12 protein-coding genes are annotated in these 12,775 nt (G+C 42.3%); 10 read left to right on the forward strand and 2 right to left on the reverse strand.

Annotated elements, in window-relative coordinates; genetic code table 11:
• Positions 1-7: 7 nt before the first annotated feature.
• The 10 genes from NG22_RS04935 (at position 8) to NG22_RS04985 (ending at position 10,884) form a co-directional block, all read left to right on the forward strand.
• Positions 8-1,648, forward strand: a complete 1,641-nt coding sequence (locus NG22_RS04935) for a hypothetical protein (RefSeq protein ID WP_157600869.1) — start codon at positions 8-10, stop codon at positions 1,646-1,648.
• 157 nt (positions 1,649-1,805) lie between these two features.
• Positions 1,806-2,102, forward strand: a complete 297-nt coding sequence (locus NG22_RS04940) for a hypothetical protein (RefSeq protein WP_053404693.1) — start codon at positions 1,806-1,808, stop codon at positions 2,100-2,102.
• A 29-nt stretch (positions 2,103-2,131) separates the two neighbouring features.
• Entirely contained in the window at positions 2,132-2,551 is a 420-nt protein-coding gene (locus tag NG22_RS04945) for an SPOR domain-containing protein (protein ID WP_053404694.1), read from the forward strand.
• A 214-nt stretch (positions 2,552-2,765) separates the two neighbouring features.
• Positions 2,766-3,464 carry a MotA/TolQ/ExbB proton channel family protein gene (locus NG22_RS04950; protein ID WP_053406886.1) on the forward strand — a complete coding sequence of 233 codons (699 nt, stop codon included), beginning with the start codon at positions 2,766-2,768 and terminating at the stop codon, positions 3,462-3,464.
• Between the two features lie 19 nt (positions 3,465-3,483).
• The gene (locus NG22_RS04955) at positions 3,484-3,879 is read left to right on the forward strand and encodes a biopolymer transporter ExbD (protein ID WP_053404695.1); all 396 of its coding nucleotides are present in this window, start codon (positions 3,484-3,486) and stop codon (positions 3,877-3,879) included.
• 2 nt (positions 3,880-3,881) lie between these two features.
• A complete protein-coding gene (locus tag NG22_RS04960) occupies positions 3,882-4,730 on the forward strand; it encodes a hypothetical protein (protein WP_053404696.1) in 849 nt (282 codons plus the stop codon).
• 614 nt (positions 4,731-5,344) lie between these two features.
• Positions 5,345-5,647 (forward strand): type II toxin-antitoxin system HigB family toxin, encoded by a 303-nt coding sequence (locus NG22_RS04970; protein ID WP_053404698.1) that lies wholly within the window; start codon positions 5,345-5,347, stop codon positions 5,645-5,647.
• A complete protein-coding gene (locus NG22_RS04975; RefSeq protein WP_053404699.1) occupies positions 5,644-6,006 on the forward strand; it encodes a type II toxin-antitoxin system HigA family antitoxin in 363 nt (120 codons plus the stop codon). The genes NG22_RS04970 and NG22_RS04975 overlap by 4 nt, the downstream gene beginning before the upstream one ends.
• 126 nt (positions 6,007-6,132) lie before the next feature.
• Positions 6,133-8,112, forward strand: a complete 1,980-nt coding sequence (locus NG22_RS04980; RefSeq protein ID WP_053404700.1) for a LamG-like jellyroll fold domain-containing protein — start codon at positions 6,133-6,135, stop codon at positions 8,110-8,112.
• A 120-nt stretch (positions 8,113-8,232) separates the two neighbouring features.
• A complete protein-coding gene (locus NG22_RS04985; protein ID WP_172674326.1) occupies positions 8,233-10,884 on the forward strand; it encodes a glycoside hydrolase family 3 C-terminal domain-containing protein in 2,652 nt (883 codons plus the stop codon).
• Positions 10,885-11,180: 296 nt separating this feature from the next.
• Here the strand turns inward: NG22_RS04985 and NG22_RS04990 are convergent, their stop codons facing one another.
• On the reverse strand, positions 11,181-12,041 hold the full coding sequence (locus tag NG22_RS04990; RefSeq protein WP_053404702.1) for a cyclopropane-fatty-acyl-phospholipid synthase family protein: 861 nt from the start codon (positions 12,039-12,041) through the stop codon (positions 11,181-11,183).
• Positions 12,031-12,765, reverse strand: a complete 735-nt coding sequence (locus NG22_RS04995; RefSeq protein WP_053404703.1) for a hypothetical protein — start codon at positions 12,763-12,765, stop codon at positions 12,031-12,033. Before NG22_RS04995 ends, NG22_RS04990 begins: the two co-directional genes overlap by 11 nt.
• Between the last annotated feature and the right edge of the window lie 10 nt (positions 12,766-12,775).

Consider the following 12,775-nt stretch of genomic DNA (forward strand, 5'->3'; position numbering starts at 1 on the left):
ATTGAAAATGAAAAAGACGATATTTTTATTCACAGGGATGATGCTGGCCGCCGGATGGGTGGCTGCACAGGAACAGGAGCAAATACAGGATGCTCGCATTGTGATTGAAAAAAACAGAACCAATGAGGTGCAGGTGGAGGAACGTTCCTTCGAAAAAATTGCGCCTCCGCGCCAGAATCGTAATGCGCCTATAGAATTAAATTACCAACCAGTGGAATTCCAGGCGGAATTAAGTGCCCTTGATCCGAGTATTAGGGTGTTAGGGCTGAAAAGTCCAAAATTACCGAAATCCTCCAGTAATTTCTTTCGGGCAGGATTCGGGAACTATATCACGCCATTGTTGGAGGGATATGTGAATACGGTTCGGAATAAGAATATGGATGCAGGTTTGTATTTACGCCATTATTCTTCCCTTCAGGGCCCGGTAGACAAAAAGAACTCTGCCAGCTCTGAGAATATTTTGGGTGGGCAATTTAATTATTACGGTAAGGGTGCCAGCCTGAATACCCACATTGATTATCAGCGTTGGGGTAATCGTTTCTATGGTTATCCGGCAGGGACAGAAGTGGTATTGGATGATATCAAACAAAACATCAATTTCTTCAATTTAGGCTTTGACCTGAAGAATACCATTGAAGATGCTAATTTGGATTATAAATCCAGTCTGAATTACCATTATACCGGAGACCGCTTTGAGGCTTCAGAAAATTGGGTGGAATTTGACGGTGACTTCCTGTACAATTCCGGTGATGTCTGGCAGGCGGGCGTAATGGTGGAGCTGGATTTTGCTGCTCGTCAGGATTCTTTGGTGAGTGATAATCGTTTGGGCTTGCAGATTATTCCAAATGTGAAAATGTCTTTCGATCAGTTTGATCTACGTTTGGGGCTGAATTTTGCTTATCAAAACGACACCACAGATCATCTGGACAATTTTATGGTATTCCCTCATTTTGAAGGAATTTACCATATGGGAGAGTATTTTGAAGTATTTGCCAGCCTGAAAGGAGATTTGCATTTCAATACTTATCATAACGCGATTCGCTATAATCCATGGATGGCCGCTAACTTTGCGCTTTATAATTCTGCCACACCCTACGATTTTACTGTTGGGGGAAGAGGGAAATTTTCTCACTTTCTAAGCTATGAAGCCCAGGTGGGTATCGGGCAGGTGAGTAACCTGATGACGGTAGTGAATAATCCCTTGGATCAGGCCGGCTTTTACACCCTTTACGACGGAGGGAAAACGACCCTGTTTCATATTGAAGGGCATTTGACTTATGAAGGAAATGGGATCAATGCCGGTACAGATTTGCGATTGAATACTTATGGAACCGATCAGTTGGAAGCGGCTTACCATTTGCCCAAGCTGGATTTAGCTTTATGGGGAAATTATCAATTCAATGATAAACTTTCTTTTGGGGCAGACCTTAAAGTATTAGGGGGAATAACCGCAGCCAATGTTGAAACCGGTGCTAACGAAAATCTGAAAACCATTATTGATTTGGGTGCAAAGGCTGATTATAAAATTACGGAGCAGTTTGGAGCCTTTGTGACTATCGACAATATGCTGGCACAAAAATATGAGCGTTTTCAGCATTATCCGGTAAGAGGTTTTCAAATGATGGTGGGCGCTACCGCTCAATTTTAACCCATTGATATATGGTATATTGAAGTGATCTCCTTAAAAATTCAGGCTTGAATTTGTCCGTTTTATGATAAAAAAGCAGGATTTTTTAGGGAGATTTCTTTTAATTTCATTTAATTACAAATAATTAACCTTTTTTTCACTTTAGCGGCTTAAAAGAATGGCTGACATCAACGACTTAAACAACCCAAATGAGGAGAATGAACGCAAAGATGAGTTCGATGCGGATAATTTTGGGCTTCCAAATGTGAATTTTGACAATAATGAGGATCAGGGCTCTACTTTTGAAAGTGATCCCCTCAGAATGAATTTTTCTCTCACTATCAGGAGGAAACACCGGAGGAAGAGCCTGAGGAAGAGTTTTCTTTCGCTGAAAATCAGGATTTTACTTCAGATTTTGATATCGATGAGGAAGAAGAAGAAAGTAATAAGAAAACCTGGATTTGGATTTCTGTGATCTTAGTTCTTTTAATAGGGGGTGGGGTTATGTTTTGGTTATTGAGCGGAGAGGAAGAACCTGTCGTTGCTGAAAAACCAAAAGTGGAAGAAACAAAACCTGTTCAGCCGGAACCAAAACCAGAATCAGAGCCAGTAGTAGAGGAGCCGGAGCCATTAGAAGCTAATGTTGACAACGATGGTGTTTCGGGGATTGAGCGATTAACTTCACTTTCAGGAAATTTCCATGTAGTAGTAAAAAGTTTTCTGGATGGAGATTTAGCATTGGATTTTGCTAAATCATTAGAAGCAGAAGGTAAGATGGTTTACTTATTCCGCTCTCCAAAGAAAAATGGCATTAGCTATCACCGTGTTTCTTTAGGGAAATATGCCACAGAAGAGGAAGCGAATGAAGAACTGGATCTTTACAAATCCAATTTTGGTGAGGATGTGTGGATCAAAAAATTCTAGACTCAAAATAGCTTAAACGTTTTAAAATAAAAAAGCCTCGGTAATGTACATTGCCGGGGCTCTTTTTTTGCGCTCAGGCATCACAAAGCGAAGATTTTATTTTATATTTCGCATTAAACGCATACAGGAAAAGTGTTTCCTGTTGCCGGGTTTTTGAAAATTTCACAGGCCCTTATTGATCAATGAAATACAACCGTAACCCCATATGTTACCTATGCTTTTACTTCAAATCTCTACGACTACCACTGAGCAAGTGATGACGGATGTGGCGACTGAGCCGGCAGCTTCCATCAACCTTTTAGAATTATTGTTTAAAGGAGGCTGGATGATGCTTCCGCTGGCGCTTCTATTAGTCGGAGCCATTTACATTATTTTGGAGCGTTGGTTCACCCTGAAGAATGCCTCTAAGCTTCCCAAAGATTTTAATGAGACGATTCGCGCTTTGGTGGCAGAAGGAGAAGTACAACAGGCTTTGATGGTTTGTCAGCAGAGTGATTCACCGGTGGCAAGGATGATAGAGAAAGGCATCAGCCGTATAGGAAGTTCTTTGAAAAATATCGAGGCCTCTATTGAAAATGTAGGCAAGATTGAGATTTACCGATTAGAGAAAAACCTGAGCGTTTTGGCAACCATCTCCGGAGCAGCGCCTATGATGGGTTTCCTGGGGACGGTAACCGGGATGATTTCCGCCTTTATCGCCATTGCACAGGAGGAAGGATCGGTAAGTCCGAAATTACTTTCTTCCGGTATTTATGAGGCCATGATCACCACTGCTTTTGGTTTGTTGGTAGGCTTAATCGCTTATTTGGGTTATAACTTTTTGGTGGCAAAAGTGCAGAAGCTGATTCAATCAATGGAGTACAATGCTATTGATTTTATTGATTTGTTGCAGGAGCCTCAAAACAAAGTTTAATCCTCCAAAAAGAAAAGCGATGCCTTTACAATCAAAAAATAAAATTAATGCCGCTTTCAGCATGTCTTCCATGACGGATGTGATCTTTTTGTTGTTGATCTTTTTCATGCTGACTTCTAACTTCATTACGCCTTCCGGCCTGCCGGTGAATTTGCCCTCCAGTAAAAAAGCAGAAATAGTGATGCAGAAGTTAAGTGTCACGGTTACATCTGATTTGAATTATTTTGTGAATGACCGCAAAGTAGATCGTGGAATGGTAGAAAGTGCTCTGGCGGCCGAATTAAAAGGAAAGGAAGGAGTTGTGGTGCTCCATATTGATAAGAGTGTACCGACCGAGCATTTAGTTTATGTGGCAGGAATTGCCGCAAAGTTAAAAGCCAAAGTTTCTATTGCGGCCACACCGGAAAACAGATAGATATGAAGGATGCAAAGCAAAAGAAAAGAGAACAACTCAGTGGCATCCTGACGGCAATACTGACCATCGCTTTGGTGGTGTGTTTTTATTTTATTTCCGTCTGGCAGGCACCGGATCCACCTTTGCCAGTGTATGGCTTAGAACTTAGCCTGGGCATGGATGAAAGTGGGAGTGGAGAACCTGTACAGGAAATTCAGGCGCAGGCCCCAACGCCCAATAACCCGGAGCCTATTCAACCCGAGCCATTGCCGGAAGTAGAAGAAGTGCCCCAAGAAGTAATGGAGGAAGTTCCTGAGCAGACGGAGCCGGTAGAGGAAACGGTGAAAACGCCGGTAGAAGATATACAAGAGGAACCGTCCTGGGTGGAAGAAAAGCCGGAAGAGGTCGTGAGTGAGCCAGAAGAACCGAAAAAGGAAAAATTGCCGGCTTATGAATTCCCTTCGGATAAAAAGACGGAAGATCAAAGCAATGCTTCAGCGGCTTCCTCGGGTGATGATGATCATGCCACCGGAACCAAAGGAAAAGAAGAGGGAAAGATTGACGAAAGAGGGATTTATTCCGGAAGCTTTGGTGCTAAGGGTGCGAGTCTGGACATGAAAGGCTGGGCCTGGGATGCTGCGCCTAGACCTTCGGATAATTCCAATGAAAGTGGGAAGATTGTCTATCAGATCCGCATTGATGAGGATGGGGAGATTCAGGAAGTGCGAAGATTAGAATCCACGGTGCGCCCGGAAGTAGAGGCCCGTTATCGAAGAGCCGTCGAGCAGTTAACCTTTAGCCGTTCGGCGGATAATCTGCGTCCGGCACCCTTTACCACAGGTAAGATCACCTTTATCATTAACGCCAATTAAGATTTTGAATAAGAAAGCCGCTGGAGACAGCGGTTTTTTTTGTTTGGGATTTAACCTGAATTATACATACCTGAACCGGACTATTCATGATTATATCCTCGATAAGCTGGAAGGCGGGAAAAATGAAGGAACTTTTCCATTACGAGTTTTTTCCAAAAAAGAAGATGAATGTGGATATAGTAAGCTTTCCCAAATTTGGGTAATTAAAAAATCAGTCTAAATGAATGTACTTCACTGATAATTAGTTGATTAAAGTAAGTTTCTGAATCTGACGGTGAATAATTCGGGTTAATTCGAATTATACATACCTGAGCCGGACTATTCATGATTATATCCTCGATTAGCTGGAAGGCGGGAAAAATGAAGGAACTTTTCCATTACGAGTTTTTTCCAAGAAAGCAGATGAATGAGGAGAAAGTAAGCTTTTCCAAATTCGGGCTATTAAAAACCAAAAAATATCGACTATAATACATTGATAGTAAGTGGTTTGAGTTCTGTCAATGCATCAGTTGGTAATAATCCTAGATGAGGGGATGTAATATTGGGGATTAAACAACTGACTTAAAATATGTTACGCAATTCGTAATAAATTATTTATTTTGTAACTTTCTGTAATGAGAAGGGTTCATATTATTAGCAGGCCGGTATTAAAGGCTTTTGTAGTGAAATATCCGGACAGCAAATCGGCTTTGGATTCCTGGTGGCAAATCAGTTCTCATTCTTATTGGCAAAACTGGTCGGAATTGAAATCAGTTTTTCCTCAGGCTGATAAGGTGGGGGATAAAGTGATTTTTAATATTGGAAGAGCGTATCGGCTTATTTGCAGATTAAAGTTCGGAACCAATAGAACCACCTTGTTTGTGTTGTGGTTGGGTCACCATAATGCATATGATAAATTGGATATTAAAAAATTATGATGGATTACGAACAATATCAGGCTGCATTAGAGAAGGTTGATCAGTTTATGAAATGTCAGGAACTGGATTTTATGGAGGAGACTTTGATGGATAGTTTAGTAGACAAAATTGAGGCTTATGAGGAAGTGCATTATCCTCAAATTCCTGCAAGTCCGCAGCAGGTGATGCGTTTAATCATGGAAGAGCGGGGATTGAAACAAAAAGATTTAATTCCTTTATTTGGGTCAGCCCCAAGAGTGTCGGAATTTTTCTCCGGAAAATTACCTACGGTGGAAACCATTGTAAGCCTGTCAAAAGCCTTTAATTTATCTTTGGAGATATTTTTAAATGAGCACACCGTAAAGGTGAGGGAGCTGTAAAGTTTTTTCAGGAGCTTATTTTATGGTCGCTCTATTTTGCTTTAGATTTTTAATAACATCCGATGCCCTTATTATTGATGCTGCTGGAAATATGGCTTAACTTTGTGTTTTTGAAAGAATTTGATCATGCCCAAAGGATTCCATTTTTCTTTTTTGACCATGCTGCTGTTACTTCCTGTGGGGAAGGGTTTTGCTAGCGAAGCAATTCTTAATTTTTCACATCCTTTGGCAGATACCACCTTGCTTTGGGCTGACCGGCATATTCATCTGAAAAAAGAGGGAAGTCAGCTCTTCCCCTATACCCTTGAACAGGCCCGAACGGGACACCTGACCTTTCTGGATTTGGATACCCTTTCTAAAAATGCAAAAGCTTATATTTTAAGAACTTGGAGGAAATCCGGCAAGCCACCCGTTTTTATAAAGGGTAAAGATGCCCAATCCCTGGTTAGCTGGGTAAATTCACAAGAACGTGCGCAAGTTAATTTACAGTCAGAAGACGGAGTTTTGCCCGAGCACATTCTTTGGGAGGGGGCACCGGATTTAATAACGGGTGCGAGGTGGACTTACCCATGGGGAAATAAACGTACCTTAAAAGTTAGCCCCCAGAGTCCCTCCTGGTCCTTTAGTCCTGAAAATTTACTTTTATTAAAAAGTCGCCCCGGTTTAAAAGTGATTTCGGCTTTTAGGAAATCCTTAGAGGAAGATTTAATAGTGAAATGGTCCATTAATAACCGTTTTAGTGCCCTTGGCGCAACTACCAATCATCATCAATGGCGCCCGCAACATATTGAGGAAAGCAAGGAGGGCTGGCATTTCAATGGGAAAAATGCCAGCGTGCTGGTGAATGATCCACCGATTGATGATGCCAAGGCTCCCTTTTCGGTGTTGATCACCTTCCGGCCGGAAGAAATTAAGGCGGATCGTATGAGTCTGTTAAACCAGGGAAGGGTATTTGACATCAAGTTGATTGATAATCATTTGGTATTCAATCATCATTATGATTACAAATTCGAAAAGGTGGCGCTAGTGCCTTATCAATGGTATGAATTAGTGGTGGTATTTTTTCCCGGTAAAAAGTTTGAGTACTACCTCAATGGTGAACTTCTTTTTGAAAGGGATTTAGTTGCACATCAATATGTGGGGCAGGCCTGGGTAGTCGGAAGTAATATTTGGGGCGAGTATTTTAAAGGGACAATTCAACATTTTCTGGTGTGGGACAGGCCACTCAGCAAAGAGGAAGTAAGCCGCTTATATGAATTTACCAACAGTCCTTTATTTCGACCCTATATTTATTGGGGGCTGATGGTCTTGGGTTTCTTTTTAATATTGGCGTTTTATTTATATAAAAAACCCAAGAAAATGCCGGTGTTTAAGCAGCATCGTCCTGGTCCTGTTTCAAAGTGGCAATTGATCGGGGGCTTTCAAATATTGGATGCCGCCGGAACATTACAATCTCACCATTTTTCTGCTTTGCAAAGAGAGTTTTTAATCAGTCTGTTTTTATGTCAATTACAAAATAAACCATTGACAACTAAGCGGATGAATCAGATATTCTGGCCTGATAAATCCACAGATCAGGCTAAGAATTCCCGAAGTTCCCTTTTGTCACGCCTCCGAAAGGAAATAAAGGCTATAGGGATGGGAAGTATTGAACAACGCGATGGCCATTGGTTTTTTGATGTCAGTGAAAATTTTCAGGTTGACGCGCAGGAGCTGGAAAATTTGTTAAATACGGGGAATTGGGAGCGAAAAGATGCGAGGGTCCTTTTGCAGTCCCTTGCCAATGGAAATTTAGTGGAGGAAGATGCTACAGACTTTATTCATCAGGAGGTCCTTCATATAGAGCGAAAATGGTGGGCTAAACTTCAGGCACAGTTGGAACATATTCCTTCTCCTTTACGGAGCCTTGCCTTTGATGCCCTACTGCGTTTAGATCCTTTAAATGAAGAGGTCTTTGAAAAGAAAACAGCCTTTCTCTTAATGGAAGGAGAATTTCATTTGGCCGAAAAGGGATACCAAACGTTTGTAGCGAACTATTTCCAACAGTTAGAAATGGAATTTCCGATAAAGTTTAGCGATTACGTAAATCGGTTTGCTAAGCGTTAGTCTTGTTTTTATTGTGTTTTTTTGATCATTTTTTAAACACAGTACACCCTCGCTACACGCTCCAATACCCATTATTTCCCATTTTCGAGCATTATGTTTTTTGATTTAAAATATGCTGAAATGAAAAAATGGTTGCTCTTATTTTTAATGTGGATACCCGCTTTTTTAGGGAAGGCGCAGGACTTTCAAAAACCGGATATTCCGTTTTACAATCATCAACTGAGTGTTGAGGAACGGCTGGATGATATTTCCAATCGCCTGACCAATTCTGAAAAAGGTCATATGATCACCCTTTGGAATAAGGGGGTGCCTCGCCTGGGCTTAAAAAGCTTTATGCCTGGAGAAGCTTTACATGGGCTTGCGGCACCAAGACATAATGCTGCTACTGTTTTTCCGCAATCCATAGGACTGGCGGCAAGCTGGAATCCGGATCTTATGAAGGCCATTGGGGATGCCGTTTCAGACGAGGCCCGGGCGCAGTATCACAATGGGCCGGTGATTAAGAAAGGGAATGAAAAAGGGAAAAAAGGTCCTTTATTTTTTTGGTCGCCGGTAATTAATATTGGTCGGGATCCACGCTGGGGGCGTAACCAGGAAAATTATGGAGAGGATCCGCTTTTAACCAGTCAATTTGTAAGTCATTATTTAAAGGGCCTCCAGGGGGACGATCCAAATTATTTGAAAGTAGCGGCAGGTGCCAAGCATTTTGTTGCGAATAATGAAGAACATAATCGCTTTAATGGGAATGCTGATGTCTCCGAGAAACAATTGCGTGAATATTATTTCCCTGCTTATAAGGCAGCGGTTCAGGAAGGGGATGCCAAAATTATCATGACCGCATATAATGCGCTGAACGGTTTGCCTTGTGTGGAAAATTCCTGGTTGGTGAATGACGTGCTGCGTAAAGAGTGGGGCTTTGATGGTTTTGTGATTGGAGATTATGGCTCCGAACTCATGTTGACGCAAGGGTGGAAGGAAAGAGGTTTCCAGGGGCATGAAAAATATGCTGATAATGTGGCCTCAGCTGCAGCCGTAATGAATGCGCAGACTTTGGATATGGGGAATACCCGTTTATTCCGAAAAGAGTTGATGCAGGCGATTGAGGAAGGAAAGGTAGATGAAAAAGAACTGGACCGTGCTTTTCGAAATGTGATGCGGGTAGGTTTACGTTTGGGAATGTTTGATCCGGAGGAATTATCTCCCTGGAAAGACTTGCCTTTCGAAACCATGTGCGCTGATGCACATAAAGCTTTGGCATTGAAAGCTGCTGAGGAAAGCCTGGTGCTGTTGCAGAATAATCCGGTGGATGGACAGCCCATTTTGCCCTTTCAAAAGGAAAAAATAAAAAAAGTGGCCATTGTGGGTCCAAATGCAGACGCCCTGAATTTTGGAACATACAGTGGTGTAGCGAAAGATCCCGTGAGTGTGTTAAATGGTTTACGTCAGTACCTAGGAGAAGACATTGAGGTGGTATATGTTCCCTGGAAGAAAAAAGACCAGGAATTGGTTGATATCCCAATGGACCGCATTATTTCATTGGATAATCAGGGGATGGGTGTTTGGAAAGCCCGCTATTATAATAATAAGCAGGCGCATGGAAAGCCTATTGCCCAAAATACCGTAGCGAATATTGATCAGCATTGGAATGAAAAAGCCCCCCATGCAAAATTGAAAGGCCAGAATAGATATTCAGTGGTTTATTCCTCTACTATAGCCCCAACCAAATCAGGTTTATACACCCTGGGTATTGAGTCCGCGGGAGCGAACGTAACCGTGAAAGTGAATGGAGCCCCATTGATCAGAACGCACGGGGATAAAGAGAATGTAGAGCATCTGGCTAAGGCGATCCGATTTGAGGAAGGACAAAACTATGAGTTGGAAGTGTTGTATATGAAAAATACCAATGCTCAGCTTAATCAATTGCGTTTCGGCTGGCAGTTGCCCGTGGATGAAATGGCATATGAAGGAGGAGAAATGGAGCTAGCCGCTAATGTGGATGCCGTAATTGCGGTCATGGGATTAAGTGTGGAATATGAAAGAGAAAGTATAGACCGCTCTTTTGAGGGTTTACCAAGAGAGCAAGTCGCTTTCCTGAAGGAGTTATTGCAGGTAAATAAAAATACGGCAGTCGTTTTGCAAAATGGTAGTTCTATTGAAAGCGAATGGCTTAAGCAGCATGCTCCGGCTATTTTAGAAGCCTGGTATCCGGGAGAACAGGGTGGTCTGGCCGTAGCTAAGGCACTTTTTGGAGCGGTGAACCCTGGGGGTAAATTACCGATGACCTTTGTGAAAAGCTGGAATGATCTTCCGGGACAAGACGATTATGATATCGCGAAGGGAAGAACTTATTTGTATTTTGAGAAGGAGCCGCTTTTTGCCTTTGGCCATGGCTTGAGTTATACCGATTTTGAATTTTCCCCAATGGAAATCAATGCGGAATCTTTCGCATTAGAAGATGAAATCGTGGTGAGTTTCTCTGTCCGCAATACGGGTGACCAAAGTGGTGATGAGGTGGCACAGCTTTATGTCAAAGAGCTATTTGAGCGAAATGAAAAGCCCATTCAAAGATTAAAGGCTTTCCAGAGGGTGCATTTAGGACAAGGTGAGGACGCCAATGTTCAATTGAGCATTCCGGTAAAGGATTTAGCTTATTGGGATGAAAATGATAAGCAATGGAAGGTGGGGAATGGCCCAATTGAACTGCGTCTTGGAAGTGCTTCCGATAAAATTCATTTGACTAAGACCGTGAATATTGTAGGAGGGGCCTTGTAAGCTTTCCTAATACAACATTATCTGCCACTTTCCTCTATTCAAAAGGAGCGGAAGGCGAGCAGGTGATCAAACAAAAATAAGCCGGGGATTCAGTTTTCCGGCTTTATTTTTTAACCCGGAATATTCATGCCTAAATCCCCGTTAAGCTGCACGGCGGAAAAAATGAAGGAATAGCCCCCATTTTGATTGTTTTTCAACGAAGTAGATGAATATGGAGAAGGCTAGCTCGCCCCAATTTAGGCTATTAAAAATGAAAGAAAATTACTCCTAATAACCTGGTGGCAAGCTATTGGTCATTAGCTAGTGGATTTAGCGGTGAATAATTCGGGTTTAATCGCAGAATATATGCCATAAGCCCAGAGGTCCTGTTCTAATGCTTTATGTTGGGCAATCACACTTTCAATCCGGCTTTTTGGTACCCGCATTTTTTTTGGAAACAGCCATTGAAGAGGAAAAGTCCATTGGCCCATTTTTCCGAAAAAATAGAGTCTTTTGGAAGAGGGAAGGATGTGAGGGGTAAAATCTTCCCAGGAAAGTGCTCTGAAATCCCAATTTTTTAATTGGTGGCTGAAATCTTCCACTTTGCATAATTCCTGTATATGGTAACCCGTAAACCATTGTTTTAATAGGGCTTCCCGGCCATCGGTTTTACCCCAATAATCAGAAATCACCATTCGCCCGCCGGGGCAGAGTACTCTGGCGGCTTCCCTCAGAAATTTGGCTTTGTCCTGAATGTGAAAGGCACTTTCCAAAGCCAGATAATGCGTAAAATGCTGATCCGGAAAAGCTAAATGATGGTAATCCCCTAATTCAAACCGGCATAAATGGGCCACCTCATGTTCAAGGGCTAATTGTTTAGCTTTTTCAATTTGCCGGGGAGAAAGGGTAATACCGGTGATACGGCAACCATATTTTTGAGCCAGCCAAACGGCCGTGCCGCCATAGCCGCAGCCTGCGTCCAGAAGGTGAGCACTAGAATTTAGTTGCAGACGCTCCGCAATTTTTGTCCTCAGATTGATTATGGCTTGACGGATAGTTTGCGTGTCCGCCTCCCAATAACCATAATTCATGGACCATTCCTTCCCCAATCCCCAAACCAATTTATACAGCCATTCAGATTGATCATAGGCAGTGGCTATCTCCTGCTTAGGATCCATGCTTTTGAATTTTTTGGGCCATTTGTTTTCTGGCCTCCTGATAGTCCATTTCCCAATGGGCTTGCCCATTCCAATCCCAAAGTGGAACCGGTATCATACCATGGGCAAAAAGCTGCCGCATCAAACTTTCCTCATTTTCGGGATCCCTTTGATAGGAGAATGGATTCCGAAATCCTTGTTGTGGTTGGAGCTGGTGGTATTTTTGATCATTGATTTTTATCAATTCCAGCATTTCTTTTCCACGATTGACCATCGCTTTCAGAAATTCCGGATGAAAAGGCGGGATTTGCTTTCTTTCCTGCGGATTTTTGGCCACCCATTTTGCCCAGTCAAAACCATAGGTGAAATCATGAACAAATTGAAAATTGATGGTAGTGTTACCTCCAAAAATCCCCATTAATTGTACCAATAACTCATCCATTTTCCGGAGAAAATGAGTGGGGTGATCAGATGCAAATGTCATTTTCACGATTTCTCTGACCATCAGATCATAATCGTAAAAGATATTTTGGGGGTAATGTTGATACTGACTTTGAATAAGGTCCCGGCAAAGCAGGGCAAGCTCCTGGAAATGGTGAAAATCGGGAAATTCCAACGCTGTTTTTTCAGCTAATGCAGCAAAGGAAGTGGCGGTATTTTTTCCCGGATCTACCGATTTAAATTCAATGCCCTGATGGGAGATCCATTGATCAATGGGTGTAAAAAGTTGTTGGGGTTCTCGCATAAGCTTATCA

This window comes from Persicobacter sp. CCB-QB2 (genome assembly GCF_001274635.1).
Lineage (GTDB): Bacteria > Bacteroidota > Bacteroidia > Cytophagales > Cyclobacteriaceae > Persicobacter > Persicobacter diffluens.